This window comes from Streptomyces sp. NPDC057002, from assembly GCF_042673825.1.
GTDB lineage: Bacteria > Actinomycetota > Actinomycetes > Streptomycetales > Streptomycetaceae > Streptomyces.
The window spans coordinates 16,869-38,249 of the sequence record NZ_JBHURZ010000015.1; the positions used below are offsets into that span (position 1 = coordinate 16,869).

Consider the following 21,381-nt stretch of genomic DNA (forward strand, 5'->3'; position numbering starts at 1 on the left):
CCTTACTACAGCTGTAGTGAGAGGGGTAGCGTGAGCCCCATGTCCGTACGCACCCCCGGCCCTTCCCGCGCCGACCTCGTCGCCGACACCGCCCTCGCCCTGCTGGCCGAGCGCGGGATGCGGGGCCTCACGCACCGGGCGGTCGACGAGACGGCCGGACTCCCCCAGGGCTCGACGTCGAACCTCGCGCGGACCCGGCAGGCCCTGCTGGAACTGGCGGTGCGGCGTCTGGCCGACCGCGAGGCCCGGGTGCTGGCGCTGCACGAGATGCCGGACCCGCGGTCCGGGGCCGACTCCCTCGCGGACGCGCTGGCCCTGGCGACCCACCGCGCCCTGACGGGCAACCGCGCCCTCACGCTCGCCCGCTACGAACTGGCCCTGGAGGCGACCCGGCGCGCCGAACTGCGGGCCTACTTCGACGCGACGGGCGCCCGCTTCCGTGACCAGCTCACCGCCCTGGTCACGGGGATGGGCTCGACGGACCCGGCCCGGCACACGCTGTCGCTGATCGCCTGGGCGGACGGGCTGATGTTCAGCTGCGTCGCGGGATCGTTCGGGCCCGGGGCACCGAGCCTGGAGGAAATTCGGGCCGGGCTGCGCGAGCTGCTCGCGGGGATGCTCGGCGACTGAAAACCCCTGGGCAGTCCGGGCGAGTTGGGAAAGGATGCGGGCATGACCATCGAGCGCACCGAACCCGCCACCGACGCCGCCGAACGCGCCATGCTGGAAGGCTGGCTGGACTACCACCGGCAGACCCTCGCCATGAAGTGCGAGGGCCTGAGCGACGAGCAGCTCAGGACGGCCTCCGTAGAGCCCTCCGTACTGTCCCTGATGGGGCTGGTGCGGCACATGGCGGATGTGGAGCGGGGCTGGTTCCGCAAGGTACTGACGAACGAGGACGCGCCGCCGATGTACTACAGCGACGAGAACCGGGACGGCGAGTTCCATCTGACCGAGGCGGACACCTATCAGGAGGCGTATGCCACCTGGCAGGCCCAGATCGACACCGCCCGGCGCAACGCCGCCCGCTTCGCCCTGGACGACATCTCCGAGGGCAAGCACCACCGCACCGGCGAGCGGTTCAACCTGCGGTGGATCTACACCCACATGATCGAGGAGTACGCGCGGCACAACGGCCACGCCGACCTGATCCGCGAGCGCCTCGACGGCTCGACCGGCGACTGACGTCACCCACGGCCCACCGAGGGCCTCCGTACGGGGCGGGACATCACCCGTGCGGGGCATCCTCCGCCTGTCCGCTGTCCCACCAGGGACCGGACGCACCAGAGTTGCGCGGGTGCATCGAACGACGACCACAGCGACGCTCCTGGTGACCGTGGCGGTCTCGGCCCTCTCCGGCTGTGTGACGGTCCAGGATCCCCCCGTTCCCGGACCGCCGGCGGCGCCGTCCCGGCCGCCGGCACCCCGGCCGCAGGAGCAGGTCGTGCAGGCACCGGCCCGGGAGGCCCTGGAACTCATCGAGGGGTCCCGTCGCCCGCAGCCGACCGCGTCCGCGTCCCGACCGGCCACGCCCCCGGCGGCCTCACCGGAGCAGGGGCGGCCACCGTCCGGCACCCGGGAGGCCCACCCCCGCCCCGCCCGCCCGGAACACCGGGCACCGGCCCCGCGCAGCCCACAGCGGCCACCCGCTGGCCTTCCGGACGTCTCGGAGTCGGTACGGCAGGACGTCCACCAGAACGTCCCGAAGAACGCGGACGTGTGCGCGCTCGGCAGGCGCTACGGGGGGTGGCGGCCGGACAGCCCCGAGGCGACGATCTGCCGCGACACGTACCGGCGTTGACCGACCCCCCTCAGGGCCGTTGCCGCGGCGGTGCCCACGTCCCGCCGCCGCCTTCTCCCAGCCGGGACTCCAGCCGTTCGATGGCGGCCCGTACGCCCTCGCCGTACCTGTCGTCGGCGAGGGTGGCGGCGGTTCCCCTGGCCCGTCGCAGATGGATGCGGGCCGCGTCGCACTGGCCGAGCTTGAGGTAGTCGTCGGCCAGATTCAGGTGGAGGGAGGGGTAGAACGCCCGCACCGCCTCTCCCGAGGGGAGCCCGCCCTCGGAGATCTCCTCCGCCGCCGTCAACGCGCGCAGGTCCCAGGCCAGTTCGTCCCCGGGGTCGTCCTGTGTGTCGGCCAGGTAGTGCGCGAGGGTGCAGCGGTGCAGGGGGTCCCCGTGCTCCCCGATCTCCGCCCACAGGTCCAGGAACCGGTGCCGGGCCTCCTCCCGGTCCCCCGCGTGGTGCAGCATGACGACCTGCCCGATCCGCGTCAGCACGGTGTCCGGCGCCGTCTGCTCCTGTCGCTCCATCGCCACGCCCTCCGCGCACTCGCCGGCTGATCTTCCGACGCTAACCGGAGAGGGCGGCGATCCGGCTCAGGCCGGTCCGTACGCACGGGGCCTTCCGGGACGAAGACCCCGCCGTGCGCCGCCCGTCCTCAGCCCAGGTTCGGAATCGTCCAGTCGATCGGCTCGTGCCCCTGCGCCGCCACCGCCGCGTCGATCTGCGTGAACGGACGCGAGCCGAAGAACTTCTTCGCCGACAGCGGCGACGGATGCGCGCCCTTGACCACCACATGCCGCGACTCGTCGATCAGCGGGAGCTTCTTCTGCGCGTAGTTCCCCCACAGTACGAACACCGCCGGGTCGGGCCGCCCGGCGACCGCGCGGATCACGGCGTCGGTGAACCTCTCCCAGCCCCGGCCCTTGTGCGAGTTGGCCTCGCCGCCCCGGACCGTGAGCACCGCGTTGAGCAGCAGGACGCCCTGCTCGGCCCACGGCATCAGATAGCCGTTGTCCGGGATCGGCGCGCCCAGCTCCTCGTGCATCTCCTTGTAGATGTTCCGCAGGGACGGCGGGGTCCGCACACCGGGCCGGACCGAGAAGCACAGCCCGTGCCCCTGGCCCTCGCCGTGGTAAGGGTCCTGACCGAGGATCAGGACCTTCACCTTCTCGTACGGCGTGGCGTCCAGCGCGGCGAAGACCTCCTCGCGCGCCGGATACACGGGACCCTTCGCCCGCTCCTCCTCGACGAACTCCGTCAGCTCCTTGAAATAGGGCTGCTGCAGTTCGTCGCCCAGAACCCCGCGCCAGGACTCGGGCAGCATGGCGGTGTCGGTCACGTCAACGTCCTCACGATGTGCGGTCACTTCCAGGCCTCAGAACCTACAGGCGACCACTGACAACGTGCCCGGGAAAGCCCGGTGCCGACCCGCCTACCAGGCGGTCTTGCGGTGCAGCTCCCACAGCATCATGATCGTCGACGGGTCCAGGGCGCGCTCGGCGCCCGAGACGTCCCGGCTCGCGGCCACGTACTGCCTGCCCTGCCACAGCGGCAGCAGTCGCGCGTCGTCCACCAGGATCCGCTGGGCCTCCTCGAACTCCTTCTCCACATTCGCGCGGTCGCTCTCCCGGCGCGACCGGGGCAGCAGGTCGCCGGTGATCTCGGGGGCCGGGTAGGGCGTCCCGAGGGCGTTCTGCTCGCCGACGAACGGCGCGATGAAGTTCTCGGCGTCCGGGAAGTCGGGGAACCAGCCACGCCCGAACACCGGGTACTCGCCCTTCTGGTAGCCCTCGACGTAGGTCTTCCAGGGGCGGCTCTTCAGGCTGATCGAGAAGAGGCCGGAGTCCTCGAGCTGGCGCTTCAGCTCCTTGAACTCCTCGGCGGTCTCGGAGCCGTAGCGGTCGCTCGTGTACCAGAAGGTGAGCGGGACCCGCTGGTTGATGCCGGCGCCGTTGAGGATCTCGCGGGCCTTGTCGACGTCGGGGTCGCCGTAGTCGTCGAAGAAGCCCGTGGTGTGGCCCGTGAGGCCCTTGGGGACCATGGAGTACAGCGGGTCGACGGTGTCCTTGTAGACCTTGTGGGCGATCGCCGCCCGGTCGATGACCTGCGCGATGGCCTGGCGCACGGGCTTGCGCTTGGCCCAGGAGTCCTTCGGGTTGAACACCAGGTAGTTGATGTCCGTGCCGGTGCCGTCGACGAGCTGGATCTCCTCCTCGTTTGAGGTCTTGCTCTGGAGGTCGACGACGTCGCCGGCGGCCAGACCCCGGTAGGTCACGTCGATCTGCTCGTTGCGCAGGGCCTTGACCATGGTGCCGGAGTCCTGGAAGTAGCGGATGGTCACCGCGTCGTTCCGGCGCTCCGCGTAGCCCTTGTAGCCGTCGTTGCGGACGAGGACGGCCTCCTTGCCGTCCGCGTACGAGTCGAGCGTGTAGGGCCCGGAGCCGACGACGTCGCTGCCCTTGCGCAGGGAGTTCTCCGGATAGGCCTGCGGGGAGACGATCGACATGGCGGGGGTGGCGAGCACGAACGGGAAGGTGGCGTCGGGCTTGTTGAGGTGGAAGACCACCTCACGCTCGTTCGGCGCCTGGACCCGCTCGAGGCTGCCCAGCAGACCGGCGGGGCCGCCGTTGACGTTGATCTTGCGGATCCGGTCGAAGGAGTACTTGACCGCCTGGGCGTCCAGCGCGTCGCCGTTGGAGAACTTCAGGCCCTCGCGCAGTTCGCAGCGGTAGACCTGGTTCGAGGAGTCGCTGAAGCCGCACTGCTCGGCGGCGTCCGGCTGGGGCTCGCTCGCACCCGTCGGATAGCTCAGCAGCGTCTGGTAGACGTTGCGGAACAGCTCCCAGGAGCTGTCCCACGACGCCGCGGGATCGAGCGTGCTGGGCGAACTGGTGGTGCCCACGACGATCGGCCCCTCGTCCTCCGGGGTGTCGGACGACAACACGCCACACCCGGCGAGAAGGGACGATATGGACGCGACGGCCGCCACCTGCCGCAGGCGTCGGTTCCGGTTGAACACGCGCACGCTCCTCGATCTGCCATACCAAGGGTCGGCAGACCATACCGCAGTGCCCGGCCCGCCGGCCCTCCCCGGTGCATGACTCCTTGATCGATAAACCTTTGACGACGTTGTCATCGCCCTTTGCGAGGGTTTTACGTCGGCACGGGCGCCGCTCGCGTCCACGGGCGCCCGTGCCGAGCCGCGTGCGTCAGCCCGTGCCGGCGTTGAGGAAGATGCCGCCGTCCACGACGAGCGTCTGGCCGGTGACCCAGTCGGACTGGCCGGAGGTGAGGAACGCGGCCGCGCCGCCGATGTCGGAGGGCACGCCGAGCCGGCCGAGCGGGTAGGCCGCTGCGGCCTCCTCCTCCCGGCCCTCGTACAGGGCCTTCGCGAACTTGGTCTTCACGACGGCCGGGGCGATCGCGTTGACCCGTACCTTGGGTGCGTACTCGTGCGCGAGCTGCACCGTCAGGTTGATCATCGCCGCCTTGCTGATGCCGTAGGCGCCGATGAACGGCGAGGGCGAGAGGCCGGCGACCGAGGCGATGTTGACGATGGCGCCGCCGTTGTCCTTCTGCCAGGCGTGCCAGGTCTTCTGGGCGAAGCCGAGCGCGGAGACCACATTGGTCTCGAAGACCTTGCGCGCGACGTCCAGGTCGAGGTCGGCGATCGGCCCGAACACCGGGTTGGTGCCGGCGTTGTTGACCAGGAAGTCGACGCGGCCGAAGGCCTCCATCGTGCGCTCGACGGTGACGGCCTGGTGGGCCTCGTCGTGCGCCTTGCCCGCGACGTAGATCGCGCGGTCGGCGCCGAGCTGCTCGACGGCCTCCTTGAGCGAGTCCTCGTTACGGCCGGTGAGGCACACGCGGTCGCCGCGCGCGACGAGCGCCTCGGCGACGCCGTAGCCGATGCCGCGGCTGCCGCCCGTGACGAGGGCGACCTTGCCGGAGAGTTCCACGGAAGTCATGTCTGTCGTCCTCTAGTCGAGCGGTCCGCCGGCCACGTACAGCACCTGGCCGGAGACGAATCCGGCCGCCTCGCCCGTGAAGAAGGCGATGGCGTTGGCGATGTCGTCCGGCTCGCCGACCCGGGCGACCGGGATCTGGGTGGCGGCGGCGGCCTTGAAGTCCTCGAAGCCCATGCCGACGCGGTCGGCGGTGGCCTTGGTCATCTCGGTGGCGATGAAGCCGGGGGCGACGGCGTTGGCGGTCACGCCGAACTTGCCGAGTTCCTTGGCGAGGGTCTTGGTGAAGCCCTGCAGACCGGCCTTGGCCGCGGAGTAGTTCACCTGGCCGCGGTTGCCGAGCGCGGAGGACGAGGACAGGTTGACGATCCTGCCGAAGCCCGCGTCCACCATGTGCTTCTGACAGGCCTTGGACATCAGGAAGGCGCCGCGCAGGTGCACGTTCATGACGGTGTCCCAGTCGGAGACGCTCATCTTGAACAGCAGGTTGTCGCGCAGCACGCCCGCGTTGTTGACCAGGATCGTCGGCGCGCCGAGCTCCGCGGCGACACGGGCGATGGCGGCCTCGACCTGGGCCTCGTCGGAGACGTCGGCGCCGACCGCGATGGCCTTGCCGCCCGCCGCGGTGATCTTCTCGACGGTGTCCTTGCAGGCGGCCTCGTCGAGGTCGATCACGGCGACCGCGCGGCCCTCGGCGGCCAGTCGTACGGCGGTGGCGGCACCGATACCGCGCGCGGCACCGGTGACTACGGCGACCCGCTGCTCAGTGGTGGACATGGCTGCTTCTCCTCAGGTGAGCGACCGCTTAGTACCTTCAGTGGGTGTGACGCTAGAAGCCCTGGCACGCGGTGTCAACGGCCGACGGGGTGCGTGTGATCCATTACCCGAGCCACCCGGCCCGGCGGCACACCCCCGGACACCCGATCGGCCTACGGCTGCGCGCCGCCGCGGTCCTCGGACCCTAACGTCGAAGCGCGAGCCACTCGTGGCCGGAAGGGAGGCGCTCCATGCGCCGTCGCACCGGTGCCATAGGCACGCTGTTCGCGATCGCCGCGATCGTGCCATTGGCCGACCCCGCTCACGCCCGACAGGACCTGGACTGCGGCAACTTCTCCTTCCAGGAGGACGCGCAAGCCGTCTTCGACTCGGATCCGAGCGATCCCAACAGACTCGACGAGGACCAGGGCCCGGACGACGGCATCGCGTGTGAGGCCTTGCCCCGCCGTGGAGTCATCTCCCCGACCACCTCCGCCGACCCGTCCGCTCCGGTCACCACCACGCCCACCACCGCCCCGTCCCAAGGTGTACGCGGCGGACTCGGGGGCGCGGTGGCCACAGGGCCGAGCGACTGGGATCTCGGCATCGGTCTCACCTTTACGACGGGCGCCGCGCTCTCGGCCGGTTACCTGGTGAAACGCCGCCGGTACTGACAACCCGGCGGGGCATGTGATCCATTACCTGACCAGCAAGTCCAGCAAACGCTCCGTCTCCGCCGCCGGATCCGTGGTCAGCCCCGTGTGTACGGGGCCGGGCCGGACGATCGTCGAGCGGGGGGCGATGAGCCAGCGGAATCGGCGGCCCGGGTCGTCGGTCGCGGCCTGGCCGGCCGCGGGGCCGCCGGCGCAGATGCCCTCCACGGCGCGCAGCGCGGCCCGGACGCCGGCCACGTCCGCCCGGGGGTCGAGTGCAAGCAGCCGCGCCTCGTCGAGGTGGGTACGCGCGCCGACGTAGGACTCGGCACGGCAGTAGACGAGGACTCCCGCGTTGATGCGCTCGCCGCGCTCGACGCGCGGGACGACGCGCAGGACGGCGTACTCGTAGATCTGGCGGTCCCGCGTCCCGCCCCTGATGATGTGCCGGTCGCTCACTTGGTCCCCTGGATGCGGTCGTGGATGACGGCGGCCCGCGCGAGCAGCGGCCGTGCGTAGGCCTGCCTCAGGTCGTCCGGCGTGTCGAAGCCGGGCTCGCCGGCCAGCCAGGTGTCCGGGATCCGCGCGGTGACCTCGGCGAGCAGGTCCTCGGTGACCAGGGGCGCCAACTCGGCCGCGGCGGCGGCGACATCGGGCGCGAAGGGCGCCAGAGCGTGCTCGGAGGCGTCGTAGGGGCGGGCCGCCGAGGCCTGCGCGCCGGGCCAGTTGTGGTGCCAGATCATGGTCGCGCCGTGATCGACGAGCCACACCTCGCCCCGCCACATCAGCAGGTTGGGGTTGCGCCAGGACCGGTCGACGTTGTTGACCAGCGCGTCGAACCAGACGATCCGCCCGGCCTCCTCGGAGCTCACCCGGAACGCGAGCGGGTCGAACCCGAGCGCGCCGGAGAGGAAGTCCATGCCGAGGTTGGTGCCGCCGCTGGACCTGAGCAGGTTCTGCACCTCCTGGTCGGGCTCGCCCAGCCCCAGCTCCGGATCGAGCTCGACCGTGACCAGGCGCGGCACCCGCAGCCCCAGCCGGCGGGCGAGCTCCCCGCAGACCACCTCGGCGACGAGCGTCTTGCGGCCCTGCCCGGCGCCGCTGAACTTCAGGACGTACATCCCGTGGTCGTCGGCCTCGACGAGTCCCGGCAGCGAACCGCCCTCGCGCAGCGGCGCGATGAAACGGGTCGCGATCACTTCCTTGAGCATCGCCCCAGGTTACTGACGCGGACGGCGGTACGGACGACGGCCTCGCGGCGGCGGGCCGGAACCCGACAGCGAACCGACAGCTCCGCTTTACCCACGTGCTTCCGCGAACGAGTCAGGATCTCGGCATTGTCTGAACAGCCGGTCCTCAAGGGCCGTACCTCTCCGCAGATCACGAATCCCCGGAAGGAACGTCAGCATGACCAGCGAATCAGTTCAGCCGATGTCCGGACCGAGCCGCCGCGCTGTGGTGGCGGCAGCTGGCGCGGCGGGGCTCACCGTCGCGCTGACGGCGTGCGGATCGGACGACAAGGCGTCCGACCCGTCCACCGAACAGGGTGCCGGCGGTGGCGGCGCGACGAACGAGGGCGGCGGCTCGTCCCCCGAGGCGGGGGCCGGTGGCGCGGCACTCGCGAAGACCGCCGACATCCCCGAGGGAAGCGGCAAGATCTTCAAGGACGAGAAGGTCGTGGTCTCCCAGCCGGCCGCGGGCGACTACAAGGCCTTCTCGACGATCTGTACCCACCAGAACTGTCCGATGGTGGACCTCAAGGACGACATCATCTCCTGCACCTGCCACGGCAGTCAGTTCTCCGTCCTCGACGGCAGTGTGAAGAAGGGACCCGCCGTCAAGCCGCTGGAGGCGAAGCAGGTGACCGTGAACGGCGACTCCATCACGCTCGCCTGACCTCACGCGCACGCTTCAGACACGTCAGCACCTCGTCCGTGGTCGCGACCGTGGCGACCAACGCGAGGGTGTGGCGGATCATCGCGGGGGTGTAGTCGGACGGCACTCCCGCGATGGCGTCCGTCGGGACCACGGCGGTGTAGCCGCGGTTCACGGCGTCGAACACGGCGTTGGGCACGGCCACGTTGGCCGATACGCCGGTGACGATCAGGGTGCGGCAGCCGAGGTTGCGCAGCAGCGGGTCGACATCGGTGCCCTGGAGGGGCGACAGCCCGTGCAGGCGTCGTACGACGAGGTCCTCATCGGCGACCTCGATCGGGGCGGCCACCCGCACCGCCGGCGTGCCGGACAGCTGCTGGACGGGCAGGCGTGCGGCAGCCCGGAAGAGGCGGGCATTGTGGTTGGCGCCGCGTCCGTCGGGGCGGCGCTCGGCGACGGCGTGGACGACCTGGACGCCGCCTTCGTGGGCGGCGGCCACCAGACGGGCGACATTGGCGAGCACACCGCCTGAGCGGGCCTCGGCGGCGAGTTCGGGCAGTGCGCTGTCCGTTCCGACGACGCCCTCCTGGCATTCGACGGTGAGCAGCACGGTGGTCCGCGGATCGAGGAGTTCGCTGAGCTCTTCGTACGAGGGCACGGTTCCCCCTGGGCGCCGGCGGCGGGTCGGGCGAGCGTAGCCACCGTTGCTAACGGACGGAAGAGCACTCATTCTTTTCTGACGTGATGTCAGAGGATCTCCTCTGACACGACGTGAGAAGAAGAAAGAGGGGGAGCATGACCGTCACGCAGCAGCGCAGGGGCCGGAAGATCATGATGACGCCCGGCGAGCTGGACGATTTCCTCACCACGCAGCGCACCTGCCGGGTCGCCACGATCTCGGCCGAGGGCGCTCCGCACGTGAGCACGCTGTGGTTCGCCTGGGACGGCGCCTCGATGTGGCTGTACTCGGTCGTACGCAGCAAGCGGTGGACCGACCTGAGGCGCGACCCCCGGGTGGCGATCGTGGTGGACACCGGCGAGGAGTACGACGAGCTGCGGGGGGCCGAGCTGTCGGGCGTCGTCGAGTTCGTGGGAGAGATCCCGCGCACCGGGGAGCTGCGTGCCGAACTCGACGTCCCGGAGACGCTGTTCGCCCGGAAGAACTTCGGCCTGGAGGAGATGCCGCACGACGGCCGGCACGCCTGGATACGCCTGACACCGCAGAAGATCGTCTCCTGGGACTTCCGCAAGCTCGGGCCCGCCTGAGGAGCGCGGTAACCCGCGCGGAGCGCTCAGGCGACGTTCTCCCCCGCTGCCCGCAGGGCCTTGACCGCGGCCCTGATCGAAGGGCGGCGGTCGGCGTCCGCACGCCAGACGACGTACACATGCCGCCGGACCCGCTGCCTGACCGGGACGGTCACGACCCCGTCGGGCACCGGGTGGCGGCCGAGCAGCGGGGCGATGCACACCCCGAGGCCCGCGGCGACCAGCCCGAGCTGGGTATGGGTCTCGGCGGCGCGATGGCCGACGATCGGCTCGATGCCCTTCGAGCGGAGCGTGAACATCAGCCACTCGTGGCAGAACTCGCCCTCGCCCCAGGTGATCCACTCGTCTTCGGCGAACTCGGCGAGGTCCACCTCGTCCCGCCCGGCGAGCCGGTGGGCCACCGGCATGGCGACATCGGCGGGGTCGTCCAGGATCGGCGCCTTGACCAGGCCGTCGGGCAGCGCCATCGGCTTGTTGTACCAGTCGAGCACCACGGCGAGGTCGAGGTCGCCGCGGACGACTCCGGCGATGCCGCGCTCCGGTTCCAGCTCGCAGGAGCGCAGCCGGAGCGCTGGATGCCGCTCGCGCAGCGCGGACAGGGCCTGGGGGAACAGGCCACGGGCGGCCGTCGGGAACGCCGACAGTCTGAGCTCGCCGACGACCTCCCCGCGCTGCGCCTCCAGGTCGGACCTGGCGAGTTCGACCTGGGACAGGATGCGCGCGGCGTGCTCGGCGAGCAGCCGGCCCGCGTCGGTGAGCCGCACGCCCCGGCCGTTCTTGGCGAGGAGCTGCCGGCCGACCTCCCGCTCCAGCTTGGACATCTGCTGGGAGACGGCCGAGGTCGTGATGTGCAGGCCCGCGGCCGCGCCGCTGACCGAGCCGTGCCGCGCGAGGGCGTCGAGGGTGCGCAGGCGCTCCAGGTTCAACATATAAGCGATGCTACGCAATATCGCGTGCGAAATCTCGATTGTGCTACGAGGTTCCGCTCCAGCATCGTGGCTGCCATGACCACCGTCACCACCACACCCGGCCGGCTCACCAAGGCCTCGCCCGGCCGGCCGCGGCGCCGTCTCGACTGGCGTCTCCGCTTCGCCGCGCTGTCCTTGATCTGGGGCTTCAGCTTCCTGCTCATCAAGGTCGGCACCCAGGGCTACGCGCCGTTCCAGGTCACGCTGGGCCGGCTGGTGTTCGGTACGGCGGTGCTGGCCGCCGCGATGGCGGTGCGCCGCGAGCGACTGCCGCGAGGGGCGCGCACCTGGGGGCATCTGACGGTCGCCGCGTTCCTGCTCAACGCCCTGCCGTTCTCGCTCTTCGCGTACGCCGAGCTGACCATCCCGTCCACCCTGGCGGGCATCTGCAACGCGACCTCGCCGCTGTGGGGCATGGCGCTGTCCCTGGTCGCCCTCTCGGAGGACCGCCCGACCCGGGTGCGGGTAGCGGGCCTCGGGCTCGGCTTCCTGGGGGTGCTCACGGTGCTGGGCGCCTGGCAGGGCTTCCACGGCCTGGACACCACCGGTACGGCACTGGCCCTGCTGGCCTCCCTCAGCTACCCGATCGGCTGGATCTACGTCCGCCGCACCCTGGCCGGCGCGAGCCACTCACACCTGTCGATGACCGGTGCGCAGCTGCTGCTCGCGACGGTCCAACTGGCCGTTGTCACCCCGCTGTTCACCACCCTGCCCAGCGCTCTGCCGATCGTGCCGCTGCTGGCGATCGCCGCCCTGGGCGCCCTGGGCACGGGCCTCGCCGTGCTCCTCCAGTACGGCCTGGTCGCCGAGGTCGGCCCGACGACGGCCCAGATGGTCACCTACTTCATCCCGGTCATCGCCACGGCCGCCGGCGTCGCGCTCCTCGGCGAGTCGCTCGCCTGGTCGACACCGGTCGGCGCGGTGATCGTCCTGACCGGCGCGGCCCTCACGCAGGTCCGGCCGAAGCCCCGGACGCGGCCGGGGCCTCAGACGTAACCGCGCGCCGGAGCCGGTCCGAGGGCCGAGGCGATCGCGTCGGCCAGCATCTCGATCTCGCTCCCGCCCTCGCTGCCGTTCTCGTGCTCGGCGAGCGTCGAGACGGTGACCCGGATGCCGGGCGGTGCGCTCAACCGGAAGCGGGCTCCCGGGGCGACCGCCCAGCCGGCGTGCTGCAGCCGGGCGACCGCTCCGGTCTCGTCCGGCACGGGCACCCACACATTCATCCCGCTGCGCCCGTGTGCCGCGACCCCACGTCGGACGAGCGCTTCGATCAGTGCCTCCCGGCGCCGCCCGTACGACGCCGCCACCGCGTGCGTGTCCACCGCCCCGTCGGCCCACAGCCGCACCAGGGCCCGCTGCATCAGCCGGCTCACCCAGCCCGGCCCGAGGCGATGCCGCCCACGGACCCGGTCGACGGTGACGGCGTCCCCGGTGAGCAGGGCGAGGCGCAGATCGGGGCCGTAGGCCTTGGCGGCCGAGCGAACGAAGGCCCAGTGCCGGGTGACGCCGGCCAGGGGGCGGAGGGGAAGGTCGACGATGCCGTGGCCGTGGTCGTCCTCGATCAGCAGGGTCTCCCGGTACTCCCGGAGCACGGACCGCAGGGCACGCGCGCGTGCGGCACTCACCGCGGCGCCGGTCGGGTTCTGCGCCCGGTCCGTGACGATCAGGGCCCGCGCCCCGGCCTCCAGCGCCCGGCGTACGTCCTCGGCGTACGGTCCGTCGTCGTCGACGCCGACGGGGACGGTCCTGAGCCCGAGCGCCGGCACCAGGTCGAGGGTGCGACCCCAGCCGGGGTCCTCGACGGCGACGGTGTCGCCGGGCTTGAGATGGGCCGCCAGCACGCGTTCGACACCGTCGAGTGCCCCGGAGAGCACCGCGAGCGGCCCGTCGGGCACTCCGTCCGCGTCGAGGCCGGCCCGCGCGATCCGGGCCAGCTCCGGCTCCACGGGGTCCTCTCCATAGAGCACGGGCGCACGGTCGGCCTCGGCGGCCGCCGCCGCGAAGGCGGCCGCGAGCGGCGGGAGCAACGCCGGGTCCGGATTGCCCGCCGCCACATCACGCACGCCTTCGGGGACGTCCACCCTGATCTGGTCCCGCCCGGTCGTCGCCGGCGCCGACCGCACACGGCTGCCGCGCCGGCCCGCGGTCTCGATGACCCCGCGCTCCCGCAGCGTCCGGTACGCGGCCGCGACCGTGTTGGGGTTCACCCTCAACCGCTCCGCCAACTCCCGCATGGGCGGCAGCAGTTGACCAGGCAGCAGCTCACCGCTGCCCACCGCCCGCTCCACGCTCGCGGAGATGTCCGCTGCGCGGCGCCCGCTGATCCGATACTCTCCTAGCACAAATCTGATTATGCACTAGTGCAATGGAGAGCGCCAATGCAGGGGACCGCACAGACGCCGTCGCAGCCCGCCACCGCCTACACCCCGACCGACCGCACCGTCCCCACGCGCTCCCCGGACCGGGCCTCGTTCGACAGGGAACTGGTGCACGCGGTACTCGATGAGGCCTACATCTGCCACCTCGGTTTCGTCCGCGACGGCGCTCCGGTCGTGCTGCCCACGCTGTTCGCCCGGGTCGGCGAGCGGCTCTACGTGCACGGTTCGACGGGCTCGCGCCCGCTGCGGGCGGCCGGTCAGGCCGACCCGGGCCTCCCGGTCTGCCTGACCGTCACGCACGTCGACGAACTGGTCCTGGCCCGCTCGGCCTTCCACCACTCGATCAACTACCGCTCCGTGGTGGTGCACGGCGTCGCCCACGACGTGACGGACCCCGAGGAGAAGCGGCAGGCCCTGGACGCGCTGGTCGACCACGTCGTGCCGGGCCGCTCCGCCGACTCGCGGCCGGCCAACAAGAAGGAGCTGGCCGCCACCGCCGTGCTCCGCCTGGACCTGGACGAGGTCTCCGCCAAGGTCCATACCGGCGGCGTGGACGACGAAACGGAGGACCTCGGCCTCCCGCACTGGGCCGGTCTGATCCCGGTGCGGAAGAGCTACGGCACCCCGATCCCCGACCCCGGTCTGGCCCCCGGCACCGAATTGCCCGAGTATCTGCGGTCCCTCTGAGCGCACGCCCTCAGAGGCGCGGGGCTGTGCTGATGCGCGGCTCCGCCGCGTGGGCGCGACCAGCCACGGACCACCCGCAGCCGCCGGTCACACAAGCACTCCCGGCTTCCCCCGCGCTCCCCGCGCCTCTCCCACCGCAAGCCCCGCGACGGAACCCAGCAACAGCAGGGTTCCAGCCACCGTCGCCACCGTGAGACGCTCCCCGAGCAGCACGACGGCCAGCACCGCCGCACTCACCGGCTCGAGCAACATGACCCCCGAGACGGTGGCCGACCGCACCACGGCCGCCCCGGCGAAGTACAGACCGTAGGCGAGGGCCGTGGGCACGGCGGCGACATACACCAGGAGCACCAGGAGCCGCCCGGGCTCCTCCGTGTGCGGCAGCAGCCCTTCCGCCCAGGCGAACGGCAGCAGGCACAGGCTCGTGACGGCGAAGGCCCCGACGGTCGTCCGGGACGCGTCGGCCTCGCCGTCACGTCCCCACCGGCGGGTGAGCAGCGTCATCGCGCTGTACCCGGCCGCGGACAGCAGCGCGAGCAGCACACCCCACGGGCGTACGGCGGTGCCGCCGCCGCCGAGGACGAGCACCGCGAGCCCCGCGAGGGCACCCACGACGGCTACGGTTCCGCCCCGGCCCAGGCGTTCGGCCAGGGTCAGCCGGGCGCCGAGCGCGATGAGCACGGGCCCGGCGCCCAGGGTGACGAGGGTGGCGACGGCGAGGCCGGTGGCGGAGACGGCCGCGAAGTAGGCCGTCTGGAAGACCGCGAGCCCGAGCCCGGTGACCCCGGCCCGCAGCGCCCGGCGGCCGCGCGGCTCGCGTACGGCGGTCCCGGGGCGCGGCCGTACGAGGCGGACGGCGAGCAGCAGCAGACCGGCGGCGCAGCGCCAGAAGGAGAGGGCGACGGGCCCCATGTCACTGGCCCGGTAGACCAGGGAGGCGGCCGCGCCCGCGGTGCCCCAGGCGACACCGGCGACGATCAGATAGAGGAGGCCTCGCCCGATGGGCAGGCCGGAGGCAGTGTTCGACACGTGTTCTCTCCGCAGACGCGCACGACGCGCCGCGCGGAACGGGCGGCGGGTGCGCGGAAGTTCGGGAAGGACCCCGGATCAGCGGGGGTCCGCGGACTTCGTCTGCGGGCAGCACCGTCCGGCCCGGCGGCTACGCGCCGGGCGCGGTTTCCGGAGGGCCCGCCTCAGGCGGCCGGAGGCGGAAGGACGAGTGCGTCGGACGGCATGATCGGCACCCTATGCGGCCGTTTCCGGCGTGGACAACTCCCTTTCCGGGCCGCCGCCGGCCACCGGCCGTTCGGAGCCCTTCGCGGGCGTCGAGGACTGTGCGATGAACGCGCCCAGCAGCACGATGACGCCACCGGCGATCTGCGGCGCCGACAGGTGCTCGCCGAGCAGGACCCAGGCCAGGACGGTCGCGATGACCGCTTCGAGGCAGGCCACGACACCGGCGACCTGTGGGGAGAGCCGGCGCACGGAGACCACGCCGGTGACGTACGCGACGACCGTGGCGACCAGGACGATCCAGGCCAGCAGGACGACGGCGGCGACGGGTGTGCCGTCCATGCGCGCGGTGCCCGTGAGCACGGACCAGTCCATGGTCCAGGGCCGGGCGACGACGGTCAGCACGGCCGCGCCGACGAGCAGTCCGTAGGCGATGACGCCGAGCGGGTCGGGGGCCTCCTCGCCGGCGTCGCTGCCCTGGTCGGAGAGGACGAAGTAGCCGACCTGGCAGCAGGCCGCGCCGAGCGCGAGCAGCAGCCCCAGGGCGTCGAAGCCGAGGCCCGACCACACCTCGACGACGCACGCGAGTCCTCCGACCGCGAGGACGACACCGAGCGCGGCGGCACGTGTCACCGGCCGCCGCTGCACGAAGCGCACCCAGCCGAGCACCAGCGCGGGCGCCAGGTACTCGATGAGCAGCGCCACCCCGACGGGGATACGGGAGAGCGCCGCGAAATAGAAGGCCTGGACACCGGCGACGGCCAGCAGCCCGAATCCGGCGAGGAGTCCGGGGCGGCGGCGCAGCAGCGCGCGGTGGCGCACGGCGAGCGGCAGCATCACCAGGGCGGCGCCGGTCACGCGCAGCCACACCACGTGCAGCGGGTCGAGTCCCGCCTCGATCAGTGGCTTGGCCGCGACTCCGGATCCGCCGAAGGCGACCGCGGACAGCAGCGCGAGGCCGAGCCCCATGCCCCTGCCGCGCCTGTTCGGACTGCTCTCAGAGGTACGCACCGGCACATGATGACAGGCCCTGACAGGAGCGTCATCCCTTATGGCACCTGTCTCACAGCCTGGACGGGGGCGAACGCTCCGGGCAGGACCGGTCAGTACGTGGTCCCGCCGCCTCCGGCCCACTCGCCGGACCTGCCGGGCCGGTCGTCGGGCCTGCCGAGCCGGTCGTCGGGCCTGCCGAGCCGGTCGGCGAGCCGGGCGAGCACCTCATGCGGGTCGATCCCGGCGCGGGCGAGCACCTCGACCGCGCGCGCCTGCGGGTCGACGACGATCGCCGCGAGCAGGTCGATGCCGCGGGCCGGTCCGCCGCGGCGTGCGGCGCGTTCACAGGCGTACTCCATCGACGCCGCGGCCAGCGGCGAGAAGCCCGCGCTCTCCGTCACCACGGGGACGGCGCCGGAGTCCTCGACACCGCTCTGCCAGCGCAGGCCGTAACCGATGCTGCGCTGGACGAGATAGCCCAGCAGTCGCGCGATCCGCGGTCCGTCACCGAAGACGGCACGCACCTCGGGGTCGGACTCCAGCAGCGAGTGCAGCAGATGGGCGGTGTCGATCTGCCGGTCCCCGTCCCTGACCGCCCGGCGACGGGCACCACCGATCACCGACGCCAGCTCGTCACTGAGCCTGGCATCGTTCTCTGCGCGGTGGATGCCGTGCTCAGGGGCCGACTGCCGGGGGATACGGGGTTGCACATCCCCTACCCCATCAGCCCCGCGAGCCCGGGTCATCCGCGAAAGGGAGCATTTTCGCGTCCCACGGGAAGTGGACTCCACTGGCCGGAATCTCCTCCTTACGGAGGACATCAGGCTGTTCTGCCCGCGGACCCACCATGCCTGACTGTTCGTCAGTATTGAACATTGCGGCCCCCACGGCTACGTTCCGCGACACCCGACACGAAGAGGTGGTCGCATGGCCGAAGTCAGCGCGGAGGCACGCATCGGGGCCCCGGCCGAGAAGGTGTGGGCCAGGCTCACGGACTGGTCCGCGTACGGCGAGTGGAACGCGACCCACACCGGCTTCCCGTCGGGCGGCCCCAAGAGCCTGGAAGTGGGCGCGACCTTCCAGGAGAACATGCGGCTGATGAACTTCCCGGCCGAGGTGGAGTGGACCGTCGAGGAACTCGAACCGGCCAGGGTCCTCGCCATCCGCGGCCAGGGCCCGATGGGCGTGACCGTCGCGACGCGCTACACCCTCACGCCCGACGGCGACGCGACGACGGTCCGCATCGACGGCGAGTTCACCGGTGCGGCCGTGTCGTTGATGGCGGGCAAGCTCAGGGACTCGGCGACGGCGGCCATGAACGAGTCACTGCGCAAGCTGGACGGGCTGGTGACCTGACACCCCGGCACGAGGAAGCGCCCCCCGGATCACTCCAGGGGGCACCCGTGCCGCGAAGGGCCGTCCCTCAGTCCTCGTCGGCGAGGATCAGGTAGAGCTTCTTGCGGGCTTCGTTGATGACGCCGAGCGCCTTCTCCTTCTGCTCCTTGTTGCCGGTCTTCCAGACCTGGCCGAAGGCCTCCATCAGTCCGAAGCCGGCCTGCCGGATCTCGCCGAGGGCCTCCCAGTCGACCCCGCGGGAGGCTTCCTCCCAGGGAGCCTCGGGCCCGTCTTCGGCCGCCGTGCGGCCCGCCTCGGTGAGCGAGAACAGCTTCTTGCCGCCCTCGGACTCGCTGATGATGAGGCCCTCGTCCTCCAGCAGCTGAAGGGTGGGGTACACCGAACCGGGGCTGGGCTTCCACGCCCCGCCGCTGCGCTCGGCGATCTCCTGAATCATCTCGTAGCCGTGCATGGGCCGGTCCTTCAGGAGCGCGAGGATCGAGGCCCGCACGTCACCGCGCCGCGCCCTTCCCCTCGGCCCGCCGCGCCCTCGTCCGCCCCAGGGGCCGGGACCGAAGCCCGGACCACCGGGCCCTCCCCAGCCGGGACCACCAGGACCGCCGGGCCCGAACGGCCCGAAGGCCGCCCGCAGCCCCTCGAAGCCGCCCCGGCCGTGACGCGATCCGCCGTGGCCATGTCCGTGCTCGTAACCGTGGGTACGCATCGCAACCACTCTCCATTCCATCGTTGATCTGTCGCGATGCTTCAACGATATATCGGTAGTGTTCGCATGGCAAGGCCCTGCCGGCCGAGCGGATTCAGCGTGCGTCGCGAATTCCGAGAATGTACGTGGCCGTCAGTGCGACGACGCGGTCTTCGTCACGGGCCAGATCCGCGAGGGCACGGGACGCCGTGAGGCCCGGGATGTCCGCGAGCGCCTGGGCCAGCCGCCGACGCTCGGACGGTCCGGCGGTGCCGTGGGCGAGGCGGTCGACGAGCCCGGTGGCGATCCGCTCCGCCGAGGCGGGATCACTCGCCAGCGCGCTCAGCGCATCGGCCGCGTCGACGTCGTTCCTCTCCTCGACGACCATGTCGATGAGCGTCGGCACCGCGGCCCCCACTCCACGCGCCCCGAGCTCCAGAGCCGCGTATCCGCGGACCACCGTGTCGGGATGCCCGAGAGCCTCCTTCAGAAGTGCGGTCGCCGCAGCGTCCGGCATCTCGACGAGGGACTGTGCGGCCCGTTTCCGGACCTCGGCCACGGGTGAGCCGAGACCCTCGGCGAGCAGGGCCGATCCGCCGTCGCCCGATTGCGCCAGAGCCCATCGAAGGGCTCCCGCGACGTTCGGGTCCGTCTCGCTCAACGCCGCCTCGACCAGGGCTTCCACGGGCCACGGAACCTCTTCGGCCGAGGACAGGGCCGCGCGTTGGCGCGTCCCGGCGCTCTTCGATCCCAACGCGTGGAGGAGACCGACGGTCTGGAGGACGTCCTCCCAGCCGGCGGGTTCCGCGGCACCGATCCGCCGGAGCCGCGTGAGCAGCTCCGTCTCACTCGCGATGCGCTCTCGCGTCCGGCGGACGAGGTCGTCGACGAGCTCCGAGGGCCGGAAGCCGGGATCGTCCAGCGCGCGCCCGACCTCACGCAGCGACAGCCCCAGGGAGCGCAGGCTCTCGATATGGAAGATCCGCCGGATGTCCTCGCCGGAGTACGCGCGATAGCCGGCGCCGGTACGGCCGGTCGGCCGCACCAGGCCGAGCGACTCGTAGTGCCTGAGCATGCGGGCGCTGACCCCGGACCGTCGTGCCACCTCACCGATCAACACTGTCTGTCATCCCTCCCGGCCGGTCGAGCCGAGCGCCACGACGCGCTTCGCCTCCTCGACCGCGAACCCGAATCCGGCATCCGGGTCGCGCCACAGCCGTTCCGTGGCGATCGCGTGCTCACGCACGCGAGGGTCGGGATCCGTCGTCGCGGCGCGCAGGGCCGGCGTGATCGCCTCTCCGAGCGCGATCAACGCCCGGCTGAGGCTCAGCCGCGTCTCACGCTCGCCGCGTCCGAGCTGTGCCGCCAGCACTCCGGCCAGCCCGGGTTCTTCGCCTTCGGGCACGAGGACGACCGCCGCTCGCCAGGCGCTCCGCGCCACCTCGTCGTCGGGGTCGGTCAGCAGCGCCCGGGTGATAGCAGGCCACGCTCGCCGATCCCCGATCTTGGACAGCGTGTGTAACGCCTGGCTTCGTGCCTGCGGACGCTCCGCGCGGAGTTCATCGATGAGCCGGGGGACCGTGATGGACGACGGGTGGCGGGTGAGCGCCCACGTGAGCATGTCGCGTACGTGGAACTCGGGCTCGATCGCGCAGCGCTCGATGAGCTGGTCGACAAACCGGGGATCCGGGGTCGTGCCGACGGCAAGCACTGCCCGCAGCCGGACCGACGCGTTGCCGTTCTCCAGCCGCTGGAGAGCTCGCATCGGATTCGTGTCCTCTTTCGGCATGGTCATCGCGACCACCTCCTCGGCCACAGTGAAGAGCTTGTCACCGTGTCAAGGTCAAGCGGAGCCACGCCGAGGCAGCCGCCGCGGGGGCCGAGCCGGTCGATCAGGCCAGGACTCGTGAATTGGCCTTGGTCCACGACCTGGAGGGGCCTCTAGCGTCGGGGGATGCGGATTCGAATCGTCGACGCCTTCACCGACCGTCCCTTCACCGGCAACCCGGCCGGGGTCATGCTCCTGAACGACGCGGACGCCTTCCCGGACGACAGCCGGCTGCAGAGCATCGCCCTGGAGGTCAACCACGCCGAGACGGCCTTCGCCCATCCCCTCCCCAAGGGCGGCGAGGCCGACTGGGCGCTGCGCTGGTTCACTCCGGCCGCCGAGGTCGCGATGTGCGGCCATGCGACCCTCGCCACCGCCCATGTCCTGCACACCACCGGCGCCCACGAGGGGCCGGTACGGTTCGCGACCCGCAGCGGCGTCCTCATCGCCACGCCCGCGGGCGACGGCTCCGTCACGCTGGACTTCCCGACGGCTCCGCTCACCCGGGTCGACCCGCCCCGCGGGCTCGCCGAGGCACTGGGTGCCGAGCCGCTGACGATCCTCGACACCGGCCCGAACGTCGGCGATCTGCTCGTCGAGCTCGCCGACGAGAAGACGGTGCACGGCCTCGCCCCCGACTTCAAGGCCCTCGCGGCCCACTCCGCGCGCGGCGTCATCGCCACGGCCCGCGCGGACGACCCGGCCCAGGGCTACGACTTCGTCTCCCGCTGCTTCTTCCCGAATGTCGGCATCGACGAGGACCCGGTGACCGGCAGCGCCCACACCGCACTCGCCCCGTTCTGGTCCGAGCGCCTGGGCCGCCCCGGCCTCACGGGCCTCCAGGCCTCACGCCGCTCCGGCCGCGTCCGCACGGAACTGCGCGGCGACCGCACCCTGCTGACGGGCAGGGCGGTGACGGTCATCGAGGGCGAGCTGCTGGCCTGAGACGGCGGGGC

The 21,381-nt window shown here is 71.8% G+C and carries 26 protein-coding genes; 10 read left to right on the forward strand and 16 right to left on the reverse strand.

Going from position 1 to position 21,381, the window contains the following annotated elements:
* Nucleotides 1–39: 39 nt before the first annotated feature.
* The 3 genes from ACFT32_RS43040 (at nucleotide 40) to ACFT32_RS43050 (ending at nucleotide 1,801) form a co-directional block, all read left to right on the forward strand.
* Nucleotides 40–630, forward strand: a complete 591-nt coding sequence (locus ACFT32_RS43040) for a TetR/AcrR family transcriptional regulator (protein WP_382500116.1) — start codon at nucleotides 40–42, stop codon at nucleotides 628–630.
* Nucleotides 631–672: 42 nt separating this feature from the next.
* The gene (locus ACFT32_RS43045; protein WP_382500117.1) at nucleotides 673–1,185 is read left to right on the forward strand and encodes a DinB family protein; all 513 of its coding nucleotides are present in this window, start codon (nucleotides 673–675) and stop codon (nucleotides 1,183–1,185) included.
* Between the two features lie 112 nt (nucleotides 1,186–1,297).
* Nucleotides 1,298–1,801, forward strand: coding sequence for a hypothetical protein (locus ACFT32_RS43050; RefSeq protein ID WP_382500120.1), 504 nt, complete (start codon nucleotides 1,298–1,300; stop codon nucleotides 1,799–1,801).
* A gap of 10 nt (nucleotides 1,802–1,811) precedes the next feature.
* On the opposite strand, the gene ACFT32_RS43055 is transcribed toward ACFT32_RS43050, so the two are convergent.
* The 5 genes from ACFT32_RS43055 to fabG all read right to left on the reverse strand — a co-directional run bounded on the left by ACFT32_RS43055 (nucleotide 1,812) and on the right by fabG (nucleotide 6,527).
* A complete protein-coding gene (locus ACFT32_RS43055; protein ID WP_382500123.1) occupies nucleotides 1,812–2,312 on the reverse strand; it encodes a hypothetical protein in 501 nt (166 codons plus the stop codon).
* Nucleotides 2,313–2,440: 128 nt separating this feature from the next.
* Nucleotides 2,441–3,124 carry a uracil-DNA glycosylase gene (locus ACFT32_RS43060; protein ID WP_382500124.1) on the reverse strand — a complete coding sequence of 228 codons (684 nt, stop codon included), beginning with the start codon at nucleotides 3,122–3,124 and terminating at the stop codon, nucleotides 2,441–2,443.
* A gap of 93 nt (nucleotides 3,125–3,217) precedes the next feature.
* Nucleotides 3,218–4,804 carry an ABC transporter substrate-binding protein gene (locus ACFT32_RS43065; protein ID WP_382500126.1) on the reverse strand — a complete coding sequence of 529 codons (1,587 nt, stop codon included), beginning with the start codon at nucleotides 4,802–4,804 and terminating at the stop codon, nucleotides 3,218–3,220.
* 190 nt (nucleotides 4,805–4,994) lie between these two features.
* Nucleotides 4,995–5,753: an SDR family oxidoreductase gene (locus ACFT32_RS43070; RefSeq protein WP_382500128.1), complete on the reverse strand. Its 759-nt coding sequence runs from the start codon at nucleotides 5,751–5,753 to the stop codon at nucleotides 4,995–4,997.
* A 12-nt stretch (nucleotides 5,754–5,765) separates the two neighbouring features.
* A complete protein-coding gene (fabG, locus tag ACFT32_RS43075) occupies nucleotides 5,766–6,527 on the reverse strand; it encodes a 3-oxoacyl-ACP reductase FabG (protein ID WP_382500130.1) in 762 nt (253 codons plus the stop codon).
* 230 nt (nucleotides 6,528–6,757) lie between these two features.
* Here fabG and ACFT32_RS43080 point away from each other — a divergent pair, with 230 nt between their 5' ends.
* Nucleotides 6,758–7,180 carry an excalibur calcium-binding protein gene (locus ACFT32_RS43080; RefSeq protein WP_382500132.1) on the forward strand — a complete coding sequence of 141 codons (423 nt, stop codon included), beginning with the start codon at nucleotides 6,758–6,760 and terminating at the stop codon, nucleotides 7,178–7,180.
* Nucleotides 7,181–7,204: 24 nt separating this feature from the next.
* On the opposite strand, the gene ACFT32_RS43085 is transcribed toward ACFT32_RS43080, so the two are convergent.
* Together ACFT32_RS43085 and ACFT32_RS43090 are read right to left on the reverse strand one after the other, a co-directional pair.
* The gene (locus tag ACFT32_RS43085; RefSeq protein ID WP_382500135.1) at nucleotides 7,205–7,618 is read right to left on the reverse strand and encodes a DUF3037 domain-containing protein; all 414 of its coding nucleotides are present in this window, start codon (nucleotides 7,616–7,618) and stop codon (nucleotides 7,205–7,207) included.
* Nucleotides 7,615–8,370 (reverse strand): HipA family kinase, encoded by a 756-nt coding sequence (locus ACFT32_RS43090; protein ID WP_382500137.1) that lies wholly within the window; start codon nucleotides 8,368–8,370, stop codon nucleotides 7,615–7,617. The genes ACFT32_RS43085 and ACFT32_RS43090 overlap by 4 nt, the downstream gene beginning before the upstream one ends.
* 196 nt (nucleotides 8,371–8,566) lie before the next feature.
* Between ACFT32_RS43090 and ACFT32_RS43095 the strand changes: the two genes are divergently transcribed.
* The gene (locus tag ACFT32_RS43095) at nucleotides 8,567–9,055 is read left to right on the forward strand and encodes a Rieske (2Fe-2S) protein (RefSeq protein WP_382500139.1); all 489 of its coding nucleotides are present in this window, start codon (nucleotides 8,567–8,569) and stop codon (nucleotides 9,053–9,055) included.
* On the opposite strand, the gene ACFT32_RS43100 is transcribed toward ACFT32_RS43095, so the two are convergent.
* Nucleotides 9,042–9,692, reverse strand: coding sequence for a cysteine hydrolase family protein (locus tag ACFT32_RS43100; protein ID WP_382500141.1), 651 nt, complete (start codon nucleotides 9,690–9,692; stop codon nucleotides 9,042–9,044). The two genes, ACFT32_RS43095 and ACFT32_RS43100, sit on opposite strands and share 14 nt — an antisense overlap.
* Nucleotides 9,693–9,829: 137 nt before the next feature.
* On the opposite strand from ACFT32_RS43100, the gene ACFT32_RS43105 reads away from it, so the two are divergent.
* Nucleotides 9,830–10,300, forward strand: coding sequence for a pyridoxamine 5'-phosphate oxidase family protein (locus ACFT32_RS43105; protein ID WP_382500143.1), 471 nt, complete (start codon nucleotides 9,830–9,832; stop codon nucleotides 10,298–10,300).
* Nucleotides 10,301–10,326: 26 nt separating this feature from the next.
* On the opposite strand, the gene ACFT32_RS43110 is transcribed toward ACFT32_RS43105, so the two are convergent.
* On the reverse strand, nucleotides 10,327–11,229 hold the full coding sequence (locus ACFT32_RS43110; protein ID WP_382500145.1) for a LysR family transcriptional regulator: 903 nt from the start codon (nucleotides 11,227–11,229) through the stop codon (nucleotides 10,327–10,329).
* A gap of 75 nt (nucleotides 11,230–11,304) precedes the next feature.
* Here ACFT32_RS43110 and ACFT32_RS43115 point away from each other — a divergent pair, with 75 nt between their 5' ends.
* On the forward strand, nucleotides 11,305–12,264 hold the full coding sequence (locus ACFT32_RS43115) for a DMT family transporter (protein ID WP_382500147.1): 960 nt from the start codon (nucleotides 11,305–11,307) through the stop codon (nucleotides 12,262–12,264).
* Here the strand turns inward: ACFT32_RS43115 and ACFT32_RS43120 are convergent.
* On the reverse strand, nucleotides 12,255–13,610 hold the full coding sequence (locus ACFT32_RS43120; RefSeq protein ID WP_382500149.1) for an aminotransferase class I/II-fold pyridoxal phosphate-dependent enzyme: 1,356 nt from the start codon (nucleotides 13,608–13,610) through the stop codon (nucleotides 12,255–12,257). The genes ACFT32_RS43115 and ACFT32_RS43120 overlap by 10 nt on opposite strands.
* Before the next feature lie 36 nt (nucleotides 13,611–13,646).
* On the opposite strand from ACFT32_RS43120, the gene ACFT32_RS43125 reads away from it, so the two are divergent.
* Entirely contained in the window at nucleotides 13,647–14,333 is a 687-nt protein-coding gene (locus tag ACFT32_RS43125) for a pyridoxamine 5'-phosphate oxidase family protein (protein ID WP_382500151.1), read from the forward strand.
* An 87-nt stretch (nucleotides 14,334–14,420) separates the two neighbouring features.
* Here ACFT32_RS43125 and ACFT32_RS43130 read toward each other — a convergent pair whose 3' ends face one another.
* The 3 genes from ACFT32_RS43130 to ACFT32_RS43140 form a co-directional block, all read right to left on the reverse strand.
* Nucleotides 14,421–15,362 (reverse strand): DMT family transporter, encoded by a 942-nt coding sequence (locus ACFT32_RS43130; RefSeq protein WP_382500154.1) that lies wholly within the window; start codon nucleotides 15,360–15,362, stop codon nucleotides 14,421–14,423.
* A gap of 216 nt (nucleotides 15,363–15,578) precedes the next feature.
* Entirely contained in the window at nucleotides 15,579–16,583 is a 1,005-nt protein-coding gene (locus ACFT32_RS43135) for a DMT family transporter (protein WP_382500156.1), read from the reverse strand.
* Between the two features lie 86 nt (nucleotides 16,584–16,669).
* Nucleotides 16,670–17,269 (reverse strand): Clp protease N-terminal domain-containing protein, encoded by a 600-nt coding sequence (locus ACFT32_RS43140; RefSeq protein ID WP_382500158.1) that lies wholly within the window; start codon nucleotides 17,267–17,269, stop codon nucleotides 16,670–16,672.
* 217 nt (nucleotides 17,270–17,486) lie between these two features.
* On the opposite strand from ACFT32_RS43140, the gene ACFT32_RS43145 reads away from it, so the two are divergent.
* Nucleotides 17,487–17,915, forward strand: coding sequence for an SRPBCC family protein (locus ACFT32_RS43145; protein WP_382500160.1), 429 nt, complete (start codon nucleotides 17,487–17,489; stop codon nucleotides 17,913–17,915).
* 67 nt (nucleotides 17,916–17,982) lie between these two features.
* Here ACFT32_RS43145 and ACFT32_RS43150 read toward each other — a convergent pair whose 3' ends face one another.
* The 3 genes from ACFT32_RS43150 to ACFT32_RS43160 all read right to left on the reverse strand — a co-directional run bounded on the left by ACFT32_RS43150 (nucleotide 17,983) and on the right by ACFT32_RS43160 (nucleotide 20,392).
* Nucleotides 17,983–18,618 (reverse strand): PadR family transcriptional regulator, encoded by a 636-nt coding sequence (locus tag ACFT32_RS43150; protein WP_382500162.1) that lies wholly within the window; start codon nucleotides 18,616–18,618, stop codon nucleotides 17,983–17,985.
* A 94-nt stretch (nucleotides 18,619–18,712) separates the two neighbouring features.
* The gene (locus ACFT32_RS43155; protein WP_382500165.1) at nucleotides 18,713–19,717 is read right to left on the reverse strand and encodes a MerR family transcriptional regulator; all 1,005 of its coding nucleotides are present in this window, start codon (nucleotides 19,715–19,717) and stop codon (nucleotides 18,713–18,715) included.
* Between the two features lie 6 nt (nucleotides 19,718–19,723).
* Nucleotides 19,724–20,392, reverse strand: coding sequence for a HEAT repeat domain-containing protein (locus tag ACFT32_RS43160; RefSeq protein ID WP_382500167.1), 669 nt, complete (start codon nucleotides 20,390–20,392; stop codon nucleotides 19,724–19,726).
* A gap of 159 nt (nucleotides 20,393–20,551) precedes the next feature.
* Here ACFT32_RS43160 and ACFT32_RS43165 point away from each other — a divergent pair, with 159 nt between their 5' ends.
* Nucleotides 20,552–21,370 (forward strand): PhzF family phenazine biosynthesis protein, encoded by an 819-nt coding sequence (locus tag ACFT32_RS43165; RefSeq protein ID WP_382500169.1) that lies wholly within the window; start codon nucleotides 20,552–20,554, stop codon nucleotides 21,368–21,370.
* The last annotated feature ends 11 nt before the right edge of the window (nucleotides 21,371–21,381 follow it).